The sequence below is a fragment of the Pseudomonas sp. VMV1 genome (genome assembly GCF_056790235.1).
This window is the reverse complement of the sequence record NZ_JBXGSE010000007.1, coordinates 209,394-225,583: the sequence shown is the minus strand read 5'-3', so window position 1 is coordinate 225,583 and position 16,190 is coordinate 209,394. Positions and strand designations below refer to the sequence as shown.

Sequence of the window (16,190 nt, the reverse complement as noted above, 5' to 3'; positions counted from 1 at the left end):
AAGCTGGGTCAGTCTCGGCAGAAGAGATGTCGTTTTGCTTGCAGGAACATAAAGGTTTTAATTCAAGTCACTGAATTTAAAGCAAAATTTAACCAAAGATTCATCCGTTCGGACGGCTCCGCTGCGGACCGGGAAGGATGAGGACGACCAGAGGCCCTGGCTCGCCGCTTTTCAGTCGCCCATGAAAAAGGCCACTCCAGGGAGTGGCCTCGTTTCGAACCGACGCCGTATCAGCCGAAGCGACCGGTGATGTAGTCCTCGGTCTGCTTCTTGTCCGGCTTGGTGAAGATCTTGTCGGTCTTGTCCACCTCGATCAGCTCGCCCAGGTACATGAAGGCGGTGACGTCGGAGCAGCGCGCCGCCTGCTGCATGTTGTGGGTGACGATGACCACGGTGAAGTCCTGCTTGAGCTCGGCCAGCAGCTGCTCGATACGCGCGGTGGAGATGGGATCCAGCGCCGAGGTCGGTTCGTCCAGCAGCAACACCCGCGGACGCAGGGCGATGGTACGAGCGATGCACAGGCGTTGCTGTTGACCACCGGAGAGCCCCAGGGCGCTCTGATTCAGCTTGTCCTTGACCTCATCCCACAGCGCGGCACCGCGCAGGGCCTGCTCGACGCGATCCTGCAACTCGACGCGGGACAGCCGCTCGTGGTGGCGGATGCCGTAGGCGACGTTGTCGGCGATGGACATGGGGAAAGGCACCGGTTTCTGGAACACCATGCCGATGGTGCTGCGCAGGCGGCTCAGCGAGTACTTGGGATCGAGGATGTTCTCCCCGTCCATGAGGATCTCGCCGGTCGCTTCCAGCCCCGGGTACTCCGAGTAGATGCGGTTGAAGATGCGCAGCAGCGTGGACTTGCCGCATCCGGAGGGGCCGATGATGGCGGTGATCTGCTTGGCCGCGATGTCCAGGTTGATCGACTTGAGCGCCTGATGGCCCTTGTAACGGAAGCCGACGTCGCGCGCCTGCAGTTCCGGTATCTGCGTCTGCATGGTGGTCACTTGGAATCCCGGTTGCGAAAGAAGAAGCGAGAGGAAAGGTTCAGGAACAGCACGAACAGGGTCAGCAGCAAGGCGCCGGCCCAGGCCAGTTGCTGCCAGTTCTCGAACGGACTCATGGCGAACTGGAAGATGGTCACGGGCACGCTGGCCATCGGCTTGAGCAGGTCGGCGCTCCAGTACTGGTTGCCAAAGGCGGTGAACAGCAGCGGCGCGGTCTCGCCGGTGATGCGGGCGATGGACAGCAGCACCCCGGTCACCACGCCGGCGCGGGAGGCGCGCAACAGGACCTGCAGGGTCACCTTCCACTGGGGAATGCCCAGCGCCAAGGCCGCTTCGCGCATGGCCGCGGGCTGCAGCTGCATCATCTCGTCGGTGGTACGGGTCACCACCGGCACCACCAGCATGGCCAGTGCCAGGGCCCCGGCGAAGCCGGAGAAGCCCACGCTGCCGCCAGTGGCCTGATTGAGCGGTACCACCACGGCGGTGTAGATGAACAGACCGATGACGATGGACGGTGCCGACAGCAGGATGTCGTTGACGAAGCGCACCACCAGACCGAGCTTCGAATGGCGGGCGTACTCGGCCAGCCAGAGTCCGGCCAGGATGCCGATGGGGGCGCCGATGGCGGTGGCCAGCAGGGTGATCAGCACGCTGCCGAACAGGGCGTTGGCCAGACCACCGTCGGTGGCGCCAGGTGGCGGCGTCATCTCGATGAAGATGGTCGGGCTGAGGGCGGAGAGTCCCTTGAGCAGGGTGGTGCCGAGGATCCAGGTGAGGAAACCCAGGCCGACCACGGCAGCGGCGCTGCCGAAGATCAGCGCGATACCGTTCTTGATCCGGCGCTTGCGATAGAGATAGGCGTCGATATGCATCAGTTACCTGCCTTGCGCGACAGCTGCGCCAACATCAGACGCGCCGCCAGCAGCACGAAGAAGGTCACCACGAACAACAGGAAGCCCAGGGCGATCAGCGAGGAGCGGTGCAGATCGGTGTAGGCCTCGTTGAATTCGTTGGCGATCACCGAGGCGATGGAGCTGCTCGGCATCATCAGCGACGCGGAGAATTGGTGGGCGTTGCCCAGCACGAAGGTCACCGCCATGGTCTCGCCCAGGGCTCGCCCCAGACCGAGGAAGGCGCCACCGACCACCGCCGAGCGGGTATAGGGCAGTACGATGTCCCAGCAGACTTCCCAGGTCGTTGAACCCAGGGCATAGGCCGACTCCTTGAGCTGGGGCGGCACGCTGCGGAACACCTCGTACATCACCGAGGTGATGAAGGGCAGGATCATGATCGCCAGGATGATGCCGGCGGTGAGCATGCCGATGCCCAGCGGCGGGCCCTGGAACAGGATGCCGATGATCGGGATGGCGCCCAGATAGTCGTTGATGAAGGGCGAGATGTACGCGGCCATGAAGGGGCCGAAGACGAACAGGCCCCACATGCCGTAGATGATCGAGGGGATACCTGCCAGCAGCTCCACCGCCGTAGCCACCGGACCGCGCAGCCAGGTGGGAGCGATTTCCGACAGGAACAGGGCGATGCCGAAGGCGGTGGGCACGGCCAGCAGCAGGGCGATCAGCGACGTCATCAGGGTGCCGTAGATGGGCACCAGGGCGCCGAATTTCTCGGCACCGACGTCCCATTCGGCGGACGTCAGGAAATCCAGGCCAAAGGTCATGAAGGCCAGGCGGCCACCCCAGAGGGTGGACAGGGCTGCCCCGACCAGCACCGCGAGTACCAGCAGGGCCGCGGAGAACAGCAGGCGCCGGAACCAGGTGTCCGCGCGGGTATCCCGGCGGATGCGCTCTTCCTGAGCGGCCGAAAGGGGAAGGGTTTGATCGGTCATGGCGATTTCCGGTCAGCAGATCGGGATGCGCGAAGCCGCCCGGACCCCTCGCGGGATCCCGGACGGCAGGCGGTCTTGCTTACTTCTTGAAGTCGGAAGCCCAGTAGCCTTCGATCTGCTTGACCAGCGCGTCGGGAACCGGGACGTAGTCCAGTGCCGCGGCGTCCTTCTGGCCGTTTTCCAGGGACCACTTGAAGAAGTCGAAGGCGACTTTGCTGCGCTCTTCGTTCTTCGGCTCCTTGTACATCACGATCCAGGTGGTGGCGGTGATCGGCCAGGCATCGGCGCCCGGGGCGTTGGTCATCAACAGGTTGAAGTCCTTGGCGCTCTTCCAATCGGCGGTAGCGGCAGCGGCCTGGAAGCTCTTGGCGTCAGGCTGCACGAAGTTGCCGGCGGCGTTCTTCAGCTGCACATGGGACATCTTGTTAGTCAGCGCATAGGCGTACTCGACGTAGCCGATGGAGCCCTTGATCTGCTTGACGTAGGCAGCGATACCCTCGTTACCCTTGCCACCCACACCGACCGGCCAGTTGACGGTGGTGCCGAAGTTGAACTTCTCCTTCCACTCCGGGCTGACCTTGGCCAGGTAGTTGGTGAAGTTGTAGGAGGTACCCGAACCGTCCGAACGGCGCACTACGGTGATGGCGCTGGCGGGCAGCTTCATGCCGGGGTTCAGGGCAGCGATGGCCGGATCGTTCCAGGTCTTGACCTCACCCATGAAGATCTTGGCCAGCAGCGGGCCGTCGAGCTTCAGCTTGCCGGGCTCGATGCCTTCCACGTTCACCACCGGCACGATGCCGCCGATGATGGTCGGGAACTGGCCCAGGCCGCCTTTCTGCAGGTCCTCGGTGCTCATCGGGGCGTCGGTGGCGCCGAAGTCCACGGTGGCCGCCTTGATCTGGGCGATACCGCCGCCAGAACCGATGGATTGGTAGTTGACGCGGTTACCGGTCTTCTCGCTGAAGGTCTGCGACCACTTCGACAGAACGGGATACACGAAGCTCGAACCTGCGCCCGTGACATCCACGGCATGAGCGGCAGTGCTCAGGCAAAAGGCCGACAACAACAGGGAGAGGCTGAACGTGCGTTTCATGGTTGCTCCATTACCTAGTGAGGGCTGGCGCTAGGCTATTGCCGAAATGTGACAATTAAGTGTCAGCGCCATGACGAAACGAGGAAGGCAGAGCGCCAGTATCAGCCCGCTCTGACCGGCTCATGGCTGCTTCCAGGGACACCTCAGGTCGTGTGCTCCTATGCTCATTCAGCTGCTCGCAGACGACCTCCAGCGATCCTCTGGCGACGCCCTGCCCACGCGTAGAAGGCCGCCGTCGCCTATCACCAGCATCCTGTGCTGCGGCTAAAGCCCTGTCGCCAAGCGCTATCCAGCTGCCTCGGCCGATTTCAAGCCATGCAGGACGGCAGAAGATTTAGCCAAGGCTATATATATTAGAACTATCTACAAGATAGACTTTCTCTATTCGGCTAGGTAAGGTGGCGGCCTCTTTGGGGAGTAGCCTGCTTCCACCACGGTGGAAAGCGTCCTGATCAACATACTCGGCAACCGCCGTGGTCAGGACAGCCAGTCAGGGTTGGCGAGACCAGGGGCATCACCGCGCCGTGCCGGGCGTGCGGGGATGTCTTGTGGATCCGAGCCCGGCCGGCGCTGTCACGATGAACCCCGCTTCCCTGATGTTCCTGGCGTTTGCCATGTCCACCGATGCCTTTGCCGCCGCCGTCGGCAAGGGTGCCAGCCTGCACAAGCCCTGCCTGCGCGAAGCCCTGCGCACCGGTGCCATCTTTGGCGTCATCGAAGCCATCACCCCGGTGATCGGCTGGGCCGTCGGCCTGACCGCCGCCCAGTACGTCCAGCCCTGGGATCACTGGATCGCCTTTACCCTGCTCACCGTGCTGGGCCTGCGCATGATCTGGGCCGGCTTCGGCGCGCCCGACGCGGAAGAAGAAAAACCCCGCCAGCATTCCTTCATGCTGCTCGCGCTCACGGCCGTGGCCACCAGCATCGACGCCCTCGCCGTAGGCGTCGGCCTGGCCTTCATCGACGTCAACATCATCACTGCCGCCCTGGCCATCGGCCTCGCCACCATGGTCATGGTGACCACCGGGGTAATGCTGGGGCGGGTGATGGGCAATCTGGTCGGCAAGCGTGCGGAAATGCTCGGTGGCGTGGTGCTGATCGTGATCGGCGCCGTCATCCTCCACGAGCACCTGACCTCCGTCGCCGCCTGATGGCCCGGCTCTGGCGCGGCGCCCTCATCACCCTGGCCGCGAGCCTGCTGGCCGCGGTCGGCTTTCTCGCCTGGCAACGCTTCTGGCCGGCCCAGGCCGCCACGGGCTGGCACTACGAAGTGGCCTATCCTGACATCGCCAAGGCCAGCGCCCTGGCCTGGCAGGGCGACGCCCTGCTCGCCGCGGAAGAACTCAAGGATGGCAAGGGCCGCCTGCTGCGCATCGATGCCCAGGGCCGACGCAGCGTGCTTAGCGCGGGCCTGTACAAGCCCGATGGCCTGACGCCCTATCGCAACGGTTTCGCCTATAGCCAGGAAGGCGGCACTCATCCGATCCGCTGGTTCGATGCCGCGGGCAGTCGCGATCTCTTCATGGGTATCAACGCCCAGGGCCTCTGGGTCGAAGGCGAGCACCTCTATGCCGTGGAAGACCGCAAGGGTGAGGGACGCCTGCTGCGCTACGACGCCGCCGACGGCAGCCTGACGGTGCTGCGCGACCACCTGGACGAGGCGGAGTCCTTTACCCGCTGCCCGGACGGCACGGCCTTCTATACCGAGAAATCCCGTGGCCTGGTGCGTCAGCTCAGCGACGATGGCCGCGATCCACCGGCGCTGAGCGAGCTGCGCGAACCGAGCTTTCTGCTCTGCGACCACCGCGGCCTGTGGATCAGCGAAGACTCCACCCACCGCGCTCGGCTGCTGCTCTGGGATCGCCAGTCAGCGCCACGCGCCATCCTGACGTTTCTACGTGCCCCCCAGGCCCTGCTGCCCAAGGGCGACGGCTATCTGCTAGCCGAGGGTGGGCGCGACCGAATCATTGCGCTCTATCCACGCTAGGTTCCGTACTAAAGCCACCTGCGCGCGGTGCCACTTCGTCTTGCTCCTAGAGCATGCGCCTGAGGGTATCGTCCCGGCGTACCAGGTGATGCCAGAGCGCGGCCAGCACATGCAGCCCGATCACCCAATAGAAGGCCTTGCCTAGCCAGAGGTGCACGCCCTTGAGCGACTGCGCCAGCTCGCGATCCACGGCGAAGGGCGACGGTAGCGCCAGGGTGCTGGAGGGGATCTTCACCTCGCCGATGGTCAGCCAGACGGTGAAGAGGCCCAGTAGCGGCTGGGCCAGCAGGAAGGCATAGAGGGCGTAGTGGGTGAGCTGGCTGATCCGCTCAAGGCCTGTGGCCAGCGGCGGCGTGATGGGTGGCACCGGATGGCGCTGGCGTACCCAGAGGCGCGGCACCACCAGGAGCAACACCAGCAATCCCACCCAGAAGTGGCCGAGGGTCACCCACTGGCGCTCCAGGGAGCCACGTTCGAACTGACCGCGGTTGGTGATCAGCACATAGGCCAGCAGCACCAGCAGGACCATGAGCCAGTGCAGCAGGCGTGCGCTGCGGGCATAGCGGGAAAGGGATGAAGCCGAAGGCATGATGAGGTCCTGATGACGAGATGATAAGGCGCCGGCAGTGTAGCGGCGCCCTAGAGCCAAGGATAAGACGGCTGCAGCCTCAACCGCAGGGCGCTGCCGAGCTGTCCAGCAGCAGCTTGCTCAGTTGCTGCGGCGGCTGGTGCACCAGCCCGGTGGGCGATTCGCAGACGCGCTGCACGAAATTATCGCTGAACAGCAGCTTGCCATGGACGAAGTGTTCCTCCGGGCGGCGATTGGGATTGTCGATGCGGGTACCCAGGCGCTCCGCCAGCCAGCTGCCGGCTTCGTAATGGCTGATCCAGCGCTCGCCCTGCAGACTGGCCAGGGCGTTGGTCGGCGCGTCCCGTGCCACCACGATCACTGGCACATCGCTGACCTCGGGCACCAGGTCGTTGTGCCCCCAGTGACCGCCCTCCCCCAGCCGCTGGCCGTGATCGCCCGTGATGATTAGGTAGCGCTCACCCTCCAGGCGGTCGAAGTCGGCGAGGATCTCGGCGAGCAGGCCATCCAGGTAATGCAGCGAATTGTCGTAGGCATTGGCCTGGCCCTCGGTACCGCTGTCCGGCCAGGGGGCTGGCGTGGCCTCGTGCCGGTAGTTCTGCGCATAGGGCAGGTGCGCGGTACGCAGATTGAGCACCACGAAGTTGCGCGGCGCCCAGCGCTGTTCGTCGAGGATAGCCAGCAGGGCACGATCCTGGCGTTGCAGGAAACGCAGCGGATGGTCCTCTCGGGTGATGGAGACGTCCAGATAGCGACTGCCCAGATGCGCCAGCAACTTGGATTCCTGGGACGACAGCCAGTGGGTGCGAAAGCCGGCGGCCTGGGCGAAGCGGAACAGGTTGATCTCGCCGGTGCGCAATCGCTGGTCCTGGCCCGGCTCGCGGATGGGATTCAATAGATAGGGCAGGCTGACGTCGGTGGCCACCCCTGCCGCTACCCCGGGCCGGATCAGCGCCTGGGGATTGCCCGCCAGATAGGCCGATAGCTTTGGGGTGGTATTGCGATGGTAACCGAAGGCGCCCAGGCGATCGCTGCGCAGGGAATCGGCCACCACCAGCCAGACGTGTCGCGCGGTGCTGGGCACCTGGACGAGGTCATAGGGCGCATAGGCCGTGGGCGGCAGGGTCACCTCGCTACGCCCGGCCAGACGCACCGCCCAGGCGGAAAAGGCATTGAGGCTGTTGTGCAGGCCGCTGCGACTGGGGCTGGGCACGAAGGCGTCGAGATTGCGGTAGGTGGCGCGATAGGGCTTGGACAGCAGCACCGCGGCGATCAGGATCAGCGCCCAGCGACTGGCGGGCAGCGGCACCCGGCCCGGCAGGTACAGATGCAGGGCGATCAGCAGGCCATAGGGCAGCCCCACGCACAGCAGCACCGGCCAGTGCTCGGGCAGGCTGACCCAGAGTGTCTGGCGGACCTCGGCGGTATCGCCCAGCAGCGCCTGGATATCGATGGCACTGAGCGGCTCGCCGAAAAAGCTCAGGTTGCCCAGCTGCAGCAGCTGCATCAGGGCGAACAGCAGCAGGAGGGCAGCCGCCAGGCGCGGCAGGTTGCACAGCCACAGCGCCAGGCTGAACACCCAGAGCGCCGCGACATAGCCCGCTTCCAGTTCGGCGCGGTTGTTCGGAGTGAAGAGCTGCTGGAGGAAGTCGTCGGCCAGCAACAGCAGGCCACTCAGGCTGCTCAAGGCCAACAGGTTGCACCAGGGTCGCCAACCTCGGGCCTGGGGACGAGTGCGCGCAGCGAGCAGCATCAGGGCGCCCTGCGCGAGGGCATGGAGAGGCAGCGGCGAACGAACATGGCGGGCTCCGGCGACAGGAAGCCGCCACCCTGGAGGGCGAACCTTAATGGAGTCTTAGTGGCTCATCCGCGGTTACAGATGACCGCTCGGTCATCCAGCAGGTGAGGCTGGCTTGACCCTGAAGTCACTTCAGGCTTCAGGATGGTCAGATAGAGAGGCGCTTGCACGCCTCGCCTTCTTTTCAGCCGGAGACCTAGAGATGAGTGGCTCCACCCGTCACCACGATCACGATCACGATCACGATCATCAGCATGGCCACGAGCACGGCCATGGTCACTCCCATGCCCCGCGGGTAACCGCCGACAACGAGCGCAAGCTCAAGCTGGTCTTCTGTCTGACCTTCGGCTACGCCATCGTCCAGGCCGTAGGTGGCTGGTGGTCCGGCTCCCTGGCGCTGATCGCCGACTCGGGGCACATGGTCTCGGATGCCGCCGCCCTGCTGCTGGCGCTGGTGGCCTACCGGGTGGCGGCCAAGGCCGCCAATGCCCGCTTCACCTATGGCTTCCACCGGGTGCGCATCCTCGCGGCCCTGACCAACGGCGTCGCCCTGCTGCTGCTGGTCCTGTGGATCGGCTGGGAAGCGATCATGCGATTGCGCGAGCCCACCGAGGTCTTGTCCGGCCCCATGCTGGTGGTGGCGGTGATCGGCCTGGTGGTCAACATCGTCGGCTTCCTGGTGCTGAACGGCGGGCACAAGGACGACAGCAATCTACGTGGTGCCCTGCTGCACGTGGCCGGCGACCTGCTGGGGTCGGTAGGCGCCATCGTCGCCGCCCTGGGCATCCTCTGGACTGGCTGGACCTGGCTGGATCCGGCGCTGTCGATCCTGGTCGCCCTGCTCATCGTCAAATCGGCCTGGACCCTGGTGCGTGACGCTGGTGCCGTCCTGCTGCAGGCGGCGCCGCGGGAATTCGATACCGCTGGCGCCACGGCAGAGGTGCGCGCCCTGCCGGAGGTGGCCGAGGTGGGCCACCTGCACGTCTGGACCCTGACCGACGAAACCCGCATCGCCACCCTGCACATCACCCCGGCACCGGGCAGCGATCCGCTGCGGTTGCCGACCCTGGTGGGTGAGCTGCTGCGCAGTCGTCATGGCCTGCAGCACGTGACGGTGCAGGTGGATCCGCCGGGTACCCTCGACGGGCACTGCGCCTAGTCACGCGGGGAAGACTCATCCAGCGGGCGGCGGCGACCGGTCAGCATCGACAGCGGCAGGTTGTCGCGAATCCTCAGGCTTTCCACCACCGCCGCCAGGGCGTGCAGGCAGACCAGGGCCAGCAGGCCATTGGCAAAGAGCGCGTGCAGGTCTTCGGGCCAGTCGGCGCCCCAGAGGGCATCGACCTCGTGCATGAGGAAACCGGTCACGCCCAGGCCGCCAATGGCGACCATCATCAGCAGCATCACCAGGGCGCCCAGGGGCGAATGGCCGAGGCGATGATGGGGCCGACCCTGCCAGAGATCACGCAGATGGGCGCTCAGCCGCGCACGGGTCGGCCAGCAGTCGCTCCAGCGCGCGCTGCGCGGGCCGACGAAGCCCCAGACCAGCCGCACCAGCAGCCAGGCACTGGCGTAGTAGCCGATCCAGCGGTGCCAGAAGGCGCCCTTCTCGTTGAAGAAATAGTTAGCGAAGAAGGCGGCGGCGACCGACAGGTGGAACAGCCGTACCAGGGGGTCCCAGAGCCGCACGGTCGCCGTCTTCATCAGCTGCCGATCTCGCTCTTGACCGCCTTGCCGCTCACCGGGTCGTGATAGATCTCGACCTTGCGCTTGTCCTTGTCGAAGCCGTAGATCTCGTAGCAGTTGCCCTTGGTGATCTTGAATTTCTTGATCTCGTAGCCCTGGTCACGCAGCTGCGCCTGGAATTTCTCGGCGTCTTGCCAGGTGGACTTGTCCGCCTGGGTGCACTGGGGTTCGGCGGCAAGGGCCAGGGGACTTGCGAACAGCAACGGCAGCAGCAGGCGGCGCATGGCGACACTCCTCGTGGTTGGAGTGGCCAGACTCGACGCCGAAGCTTAATGCAATCTTAGGATGCAACGCCCGGTAACAGATGCGCCTGCCGCTTCGCCAGGACGCCGGCGATGATGGCGGGCTAGAGGCATAGCGGAGAGGAACGCGGCCGTGCGAGTACTGCTGGTGGAAGACGATGCGGCCCTGGCCCAGGGCATCCACATGGCCCTGCGCGGCGAGGGCTATACCCTGGACTGGGTGGCCGACGGCCTGGCCGCCGAGCACGCCCTGGCGCTCGAGCGTTTCGATCTGGTGCTGCTGGACCTGGGCCTGCCGCGCCTCGACGGCCTCGACCTGCTGCGCCGCCTGCGCAGCCAGCCTGACAGTCAGGTGCCGGTACTGGTGCTCACCTCCCGCGACGCCAAGGCCGATCGCATCCAGGGCCTGGATGCCGGCGCCGACGACTACCTGGTCAAGCCGTGCGACCTGGACGAACTCAAGGCGCGTATCCGCGCCCTGATCCGTCGCAGCTGCGGCCGGGCGCACCCCTTGCTGGAGCACGCCGGCATCAGCCTCGACCCGGCCAGCCTGACGGTGCACTATCGCGGCGCCGAGGTGGTGATGACGCCCATGGAGTATCGACTGCTGCATCTGCTGCTGTTGCGACCGGGCGCCGTCATCACCCGCGAGCGGCTGAGCAACGCCCTCTATGGCTGGCAGGAAGCGGCCTCGGGCAATACTCTTGAAGTGCTCATCCACAACCTGCGCAAGAAGCTCGACAGCGGGTTGATCCGCACCGTACGCGGTGTGGGCTATCTGCTGGAGCGCCAGCCGTGATCGCCATCCGCACCCGCATCCTCGCCCCTACCCTGGCCCTGGTGCTGGCCGGCAGTCTGGTCCTCGCCCTGCTGGCCCTGCGCGACAGTCACCGCGAGATCGAGGGCATCTACGACGCCCAGCTGGTACAGGGCGCGCGGCTACTGGAAGGGCTACTGCAGGCCGGCCTTCCAGCGGCGGATACCGGGCCCGAACTGGTCAGGGTGTTCGACCAGGCCATGCAACCCCGTCCCGGCAACGTGCCGGCGCACCCCTACGAGAACCAGCTGACCTTTCAGGTCTGGACCGCCGACGGCCAGTTGCTGGTTCGTTCCGGCAACGCGCCGCGGCTGGCCGAGGTGCCGCCCGAGGGGCTGCACGAGGTGTTCGAGAACGGTCGCGAGTGGTGCGGGATGCTGGTGCGGACCGCCGACAGCGGCCTGCGCATCTGGGTCGGTGAGCGCGAGGATCTGCGCCAGGACCTGATCCAGCGCATCGTCAGCCATACCCTCTGGCCGACCCTGGTGGGCCTGCCGCTGCTGGTCGGGGTGCTCTGGCTGCTGCTGGGCTGGGGATTGCGGCCCCTGCAGGAGTTCGCCCGCGGCCTGCGCGAACGCGACCCGCACAGCCTGGCGCCACTGCCCGAGGCGACGCTACCCCCGGAACTGCAGCCCATGCGAGGCGCCCTGGATCATCTGCTCGCCCAGCTGCGCACCCTGCTCGATCGCGAGCGCCGCTTCATCGCCGATGCCGCTCACGAATTGCGCACGCCCCTGGCGATCCTCGATCTGCACGCGCAGAACGCCCAACGCGCCGAGACGCCCGAGGAACGCGAGGAAGCCCTGGGCTATCTGCGCCAGGGCGTCAGCCGGGCCACGCGCCTGGCCAGCCAGCTGCTGACCCTGGAACCCTTGGTGCGCGAAGAACTGGCGGAATTGACGCCGCTGGCGCTGGAGCGGCAGGTGGAGCTGGTGCTGGCGGCCCAGGCCGGGCCAGCGGTGCTCGGTGATCCGGACGCCATCGCCATCGCCCTGCAGAACCTGGTGACCAACGCCCTGGCCTTCGCACCAGCCGGCAGCACAGTGGAGGTGGGCATCGAAGCCAGCCAGGACGACGGGGTCCTGCTGCGGGTGGAGGATCGCGGCCCCGGGGTGGACGAATCCGACCTGGCGCGACTGTGCGATCGCTTCTACAGCGCCGGCAATCCCCAGGGCGCCGGGCTGGGGCTGGCGATCGTCGAGACCATCACCCGCCGCCTGGGCGGCATCCTGAGGTTCAGCAACCGAGCACGGGGCGGCTTCTGCGTGGAGCTGCACCTGCCACGCGCGGCCTAGGCCTGCTGGTAGCCAGCCACCTTGGCCGGCTGCGCGGGCCGGGTCAGGCGCAGGCCAAGCCCCATCAGCAGCACCACACCCACCGCCATCAGCAGCCAGGCGTTGGCCAGGCTGTCCAGGTAGTCGCGCAGGATGCCGGCGGCCAGGGGCGCCAGGCTGGCGATGAGATAGCCGCCGCCCTGGACGAAACCGAGCAGTGCACCGGCCTCGGCCGGGTCGCGGACCTTGTCCATCGCCAGGATCAGCGACAGCGGAAACAGCGCGCCGATGCCCAGGCCGAGCAGGATGGCGATGGGCACCGCCAGTTGCAGCGGCGCCAGGGCCAGGCACAGCAAGCCGATCAGCACCACGCCGAGTACGCCCAGCACCAGCGGACGGCGATTGCGCAGCCGGGCGATGGTGGCCGACAGCAGCAGACCGGCGCTGACCTCGGCCAGACTCACGCCGCCCAGCAGCAGACCGCTGTCGGCCGGTTGCCAGCCGAGACCGGTGTAGTACGGCGGCAGCCAGGCCAGCACCAGGGTGTAGGCCGCAGTGCCGATGCCAAAGAAGGCCAGTAGCAGCCAACCCTGGCGCTGACGCCAGGGTTGGGCGCGGGGGGTGATGGTCTGCGCCGGCGCATCGGGGCGCGCCAGGGCCAGCCAGGTGCCAAGGGCGAGCAGCACCGGCAGGGTCCAGAGCGCCAGGCCCTGGGCCCAGCCCCAGTGCTCGGCCAGGGGCGCCGCACTGGCCGCCGCCACCGCGGCACCGCCCATAATGCCGGTGGTGTAGAGGCCCATCAGGGTGCTGGTACGCTGCGGATAGCAGCGGCGGATATAGGCCGGGATCAGCGCCTGTACCAGGGCGATGCCGACACCACCCAGGCCGGCGGTGAGGATCAGCCCCAGGCCGCTTGGCTCCTCCCAGCGCAAGGCATTGGCCAGGGCCAGCAGCAACAGGCCCAGGGCGATGCCACGGCGCTCACCGAGCCAGGCCTGCAAGCGGGCACCGCCCAGGGCGCAGAGCCCCATGGCGGCGATGGGCAGGGTGGTGAGGGCCCCGGCGCCGCTGCCTTCCAGACCGGTCGCGGCCTGGATGCCATCCAGCAGCGGACCGATGGCGGCCAGGATCGGCCGCAGGTTGAGGCCGACCAGCAGCACGAGCAGTACGGCGAGGAAAGCATCCTGGCGCGGCGCGGGCGCAGTCGGGGATGATGATGACGCGGAAAGCATGGACAATCTCCAGAGTGACGCGATATTTCTCTTGACGAGAAGTATCTTAACATCAAGACATATTCGCGAGGTAATCCGATGGCCGATCGCGCCGAATTCGCCGTGGACCAGTGGCACCGGGAACGCCCCGACCTGGACGCCCTGCCCATGCGCCTGGTCGGTCGTCTCGGCGAGGTCGCCCAGGTGCTCAATCGCGATGTCCTGCAGCCCTTCTTCGACGAGCACCGCCTGCACTATGGCGAGTTCGATGTGCTGGCCACCTTGAGGCGCGCTGGCGAGCCCTATGCCCTGAGCCCGACGGTGCTCTATGAGTCGGCCATGATCTCCTCGGGCGGCATGACCAATCGCCTCGACCGCCTGGAGCGCGCAGGCCTGATCGAGCGCCGCAAGAATCCCGAGGACCGCCGCAGCACCCTGGTGGCGCTCACCGCCGCGGGCTTCGCCCTGATCGACGGCCTGATGGCCGCCCATGTCGACAACGAACGCCGCGCCCTGGCTACCCTCAGCGAGGCCGAGCAGCAGCAGCTGGATGCCTTGCTGGGCAAATGGCTGGCCGGCCGCGCGCCGTCCTGACGGCCATGTTCATCGACTTCAGCTCATGCAACGGGTTGCACGCCGTGGCCCAGGACTTCGCCCATGGCGACCGGGTGCCGCCCCACCGCCATCGCCAGGCGCAGCTGATCCATGCGCTGTGCGGCGTGGTGATCGTCAACACCGCCCAGGGACGCTGGGTGGTGCCGCCGGAGCGTGGCGTCTGGGTACCCGCTGGCGAAGAGCACGACCTGCACCTGCTGGGACGCGTCGAGGTACGCACCCTGTTCGTCGACCCCCAGGTGCGCGCCGATCTGCCGACGCGCTGCCAGCTGATCGCCGTCTCACCGCTCTTGCGGGAACTCATCCTGGCCGCCCTGCCCCTGCCAGTCGACCGACCGGCCGAGGGCCGCGCCCGGTACATCCTGCAGCTGATGCTCGACGAACTGCAGGGTTCGCCCACCGCCGGGCTCCACCTGCCCTGGCCGAACGATGCCCTGCTCGCCGAGCTCTGCCGCCACCTGCGCCAGCATCCCGGCGAGCGCTGGACCCTGACCCGGGCTGCCGCCCGGCTGGCGGTCAGCGAACGCACCCTGAGCCGGCTGTTTCTCCGCGAGACCGGCCTGAGTTTCGGCCAGTGGCTGCAGCGGGCGCGACTGGATTCGAGCCTGACCTCGCTGGCCGCCGGCCACACCATCGTCGACGTGGCCCTGGATCACGGCTACGCCAGCCCGAGCGCCTTCGCCACTCGCTTCCGCCAGGTGCTGGGCGTGTCGCCTTCGGCCTATCGCGGCCAGGCGGGACTGCCCGACGCCCCTAGCCCAGACGCGCTTCCAGGCCCACGTCCGCCGGATCGATGAGGCCCAGGGCCGCGCCCCGCTCCGGGTGAGCGGCCAGCGCCAGGCGACCGCCATAGGGATGACGCGGATGGATCGCCAGCTGATTGCAGGCCTCCACCACGCTGGCCACCTCCTCCAGCCGGGAAAAGTCGATGCCCGGCGCTATGCCCTGGCTGTAGAGATTCAGCGCCAGGGTCACCAGATCCACGTTGCCGGTACGTTCGCCGTTGCCGAACAGGCAGCCTTCCACCCGCGTCGCGCCGGCCAGCTGGGCCAGCTCGGCACAGGCGACACCGGTGCCGCGATCATTGTGCGGATGGACGCTGATGGTCACATGGGGAGCCGGGCCCAGGCCGCGGATGAAGCCTTCGATCTGATCGGCATAGACGTTGGGTGTCGCCACCTCCACCGTTGCCGGCAGATTGAGGATCAGCGGTCGCTCGGCCGAGGGCTGCCAGGCCTCGAGCACTGCCTGGCAGATCTCCAGGGCGAAGTCCGCTTCGGTAAAGCAGAAGGTCTCGGGCGAATACTGATAGGTCCAGGCCGTATCAGGCTGGGCATCGCACCGGGCGCGTACCCGATGGGTACCGGCCACCGCCATGGCCTGGGTCGCGGCGCGATCCTGATCGAACACCACCCGGCGAAACAGCGGCGCGGTGGCGTTGTAGAGGTGCACGATGGCGCGCGGCGCGCCGACCAGAGACTCGAAGGTACGGTCGATCAGTTCGACGCGGGCTGGCGTCATCACCTGCAGCCAGAGATCCTGGGGCAGCCCGTCCGCCGTGACCAGCTCGCGCACGAAGGCGAAATCGGTCTGCGAGGCCGCCGGAAAGGCCACCTCGATTTCCCGGTAGCCCACCGCCACCAGCAGGGCGAAGAAGCGCCGCTTGCGCTCCAACCCCATGGGTTCAATGAGGGCCTGGTTGCCATCGCGCAGGTCGGTGGAGCACCAGCGCGGCGCCTGGGTCAGCTGGCGACCCGGCCATTGGCGATCGGGCAGGTGAGGCGCGGCGAAGGCTTGGTACTTGGTCTGAGGTTGCTTGAGCATGGGGGACTCCAGGGCTGGGCCCTTGAGTCTGACCGGCGCCGCCCCCCGCTGCGCTTGCGAGCAGGACAGCCCCCTGCGCGATCCGGACAGCCACCGGATGAAAAAAGCCGCCGGGGAGCACCCGGCGGCTTTCTTGACCTCAAC

17 protein-coding genes and 1 riboswitch are annotated in these 16,190 nt (G+C 66.8%); of the genes, 7 read left to right on the top strand and 10 right to left on the bottom strand.

All coding sequences use genetic code 11. The features are described 5' to 3' along the window. Positions 1-230 precede the first annotated feature (230 nt). From pstB to pstS, 4 genes are all read right to left on the bottom strand, one after another. Positions 231-995, bottom strand: coding sequence for a phosphate ABC transporter ATP-binding protein PstB (gene pstB / locus ACUCV0_RS20120; protein WP_059316941.1), 765 nt, complete (start codon positions 993-995; stop codon positions 231-233). Between the two features lie 5 nt (positions 996-1,000). Then, a complete protein-coding gene (gene pstA / locus ACUCV0_RS20115) occupies positions 1,001-1,876 on the bottom strand; it encodes a phosphate ABC transporter permease PstA (RefSeq protein ID WP_059316152.1) in 876 nt (291 codons plus the stop codon). Next, positions 1,876-2,850, bottom strand: a complete 975-nt coding sequence (gene pstC, locus ACUCV0_RS20110; RefSeq protein ID WP_059316153.1) for a phosphate ABC transporter permease subunit PstC — start codon at positions 2,848-2,850, stop codon at positions 1,876-1,878. Before pstC ends, pstA begins: the two co-directional genes overlap by 1 nt. A gap of 79 nt (positions 2,851-2,929) precedes the next feature. Beyond that, complete coding sequence (gene pstS / locus ACUCV0_RS20105; protein ID WP_271652990.1) at positions 2,930-3,943, bottom strand: phosphate ABC transporter substrate-binding protein PstS; 1,014 nt, start codon at positions 3,941-3,943, stop codon at positions 2,930-2,932. 405 nt (positions 3,944-4,348) lie between these two features. Further along, positions 4,349-4,517: riboswitch (yybP-ykoY riboswitch) on the top strand. Positions 4,518-4,521: 4 nt separating this feature from the next. Between pstS and mntP the strand changes: the two genes are divergently transcribed. Then, positions 4,522-5,094: a manganese efflux pump MntP gene (mntP, locus tag ACUCV0_RS20100; RefSeq protein ID WP_482213497.1), complete on the top strand. Its 573-nt coding sequence runs from the start codon at positions 4,522-4,524 to the stop codon at positions 5,092-5,094. After that, on the top strand, positions 5,094-5,930 hold the full coding sequence (locus ACUCV0_RS20095) for an SMP-30/gluconolactonase/LRE family protein (RefSeq protein WP_482213496.1): 837 nt from the start codon (positions 5,094-5,096) through the stop codon (positions 5,928-5,930). The genes mntP and ACUCV0_RS20095 overlap by 1 nt, the downstream gene beginning before the upstream one ends. A gap of 46 nt (positions 5,931-5,976) precedes the next feature. On the opposite strand, the gene ACUCV0_RS20090 is transcribed toward ACUCV0_RS20095, so the two are convergent. After that, the gene (locus ACUCV0_RS20090; protein ID WP_482213495.1) at positions 5,977-6,519 is read right to left on the bottom strand and encodes a cytochrome b; all 543 of its coding nucleotides are present in this window, start codon (positions 6,517-6,519) and stop codon (positions 5,977-5,979) included. A 79-nt stretch (positions 6,520-6,598) separates the two neighbouring features. Further along, complete coding sequence (locus ACUCV0_RS20085) at positions 6,599-8,272, bottom strand: phosphoethanolamine transferase (RefSeq protein WP_482213494.1); 1,674 nt, start codon at positions 8,270-8,272, stop codon at positions 6,599-6,601. Positions 8,273-8,519: 247 nt separating this feature from the next. On the opposite strand from ACUCV0_RS20085, the gene ACUCV0_RS20080 reads away from it, so the two are divergent. After that, positions 8,520-9,476, top strand: coding sequence for a cation diffusion facilitator family transporter (locus ACUCV0_RS20080; protein ID WP_323147924.1), 957 nt, complete (start codon positions 8,520-8,522; stop codon positions 9,474-9,476). Here the strand turns inward: ACUCV0_RS20080 and ACUCV0_RS20075 are convergent. Next, on the bottom strand, positions 9,473-10,021 hold the full coding sequence (locus ACUCV0_RS20075; protein ID WP_482213493.1) for a cytochrome b/b6 domain-containing protein: 549 nt from the start codon (positions 10,019-10,021) through the stop codon (positions 9,473-9,475). The genes ACUCV0_RS20080 and ACUCV0_RS20075 overlap by 4 nt on opposite strands. Next, positions 10,021-10,287, bottom strand: a complete 267-nt coding sequence (locus tag ACUCV0_RS20070) for a PepSY domain-containing protein (protein WP_133861367.1) — start codon at positions 10,285-10,287, stop codon at positions 10,021-10,023. The genes ACUCV0_RS20075 and ACUCV0_RS20070 overlap by 1 nt, the downstream gene beginning before the upstream one ends. Positions 10,288-10,438: 151 nt before the next feature. On the opposite strand from ACUCV0_RS20070, the gene ACUCV0_RS20065 reads away from it, so the two are divergent. Both ACUCV0_RS20065 and ACUCV0_RS20060 read left to right on the top strand, forming a co-directional pair. Further along, complete coding sequence (locus ACUCV0_RS20065) at positions 10,439-11,104, top strand: response regulator (RefSeq protein WP_482213492.1); 666 nt, start codon at positions 10,439-10,441, stop codon at positions 11,102-11,104. Continuing rightward, positions 11,101-12,417: an ATP-binding protein gene (locus ACUCV0_RS20060; protein WP_482213491.1), complete on the top strand. Its 1,317-nt coding sequence runs from the start codon at positions 11,101-11,103 to the stop codon at positions 12,415-12,417. The genes ACUCV0_RS20065 and ACUCV0_RS20060 overlap by 4 nt, the downstream gene beginning before the upstream one ends. Here ACUCV0_RS20060 and ACUCV0_RS20055 read toward each other — a convergent pair. Further along, positions 12,414-13,628, bottom strand: a complete 1,215-nt coding sequence (locus tag ACUCV0_RS20055) for an MFS transporter (RefSeq protein ID WP_482213490.1) — start codon at positions 13,626-13,628, stop codon at positions 12,414-12,416. The genes ACUCV0_RS20060 and ACUCV0_RS20055 overlap by 4 nt on opposite strands. Before the next feature lie 78 nt (positions 13,629-13,706). Here ACUCV0_RS20055 and ACUCV0_RS20050 point away from each other — a divergent pair, with 78 nt between their 5' ends. Together ACUCV0_RS20050 and ACUCV0_RS20045 are read left to right on the top strand one after the other, a co-directional pair. After that, positions 13,707-14,201, top strand: a complete 495-nt coding sequence (locus ACUCV0_RS20050) for a MarR family winged helix-turn-helix transcriptional regulator (RefSeq protein ID WP_271653001.1) — start codon at positions 13,707-13,709, stop codon at positions 14,199-14,201. A 5-nt stretch (positions 14,202-14,206) separates the two neighbouring features. Continuing rightward, positions 14,207-15,019, top strand: coding sequence for an AraC family transcriptional regulator (locus ACUCV0_RS20045; RefSeq protein WP_059316943.1), 813 nt, complete (start codon positions 14,207-14,209; stop codon positions 15,017-15,019). On the opposite strand, the gene ACUCV0_RS20040 is transcribed toward ACUCV0_RS20045, so the two are convergent. Then, positions 14,976-16,046, bottom strand: coding sequence for a 2-isopropylmalate synthase (locus ACUCV0_RS20040; protein ID WP_482213489.1), 1,071 nt, complete (start codon positions 16,044-16,046; stop codon positions 14,976-14,978). The genes ACUCV0_RS20045 and ACUCV0_RS20040 overlap by 44 nt on opposite strands. Positions 16,047-16,190: the final 144 nt, after the last annotated feature.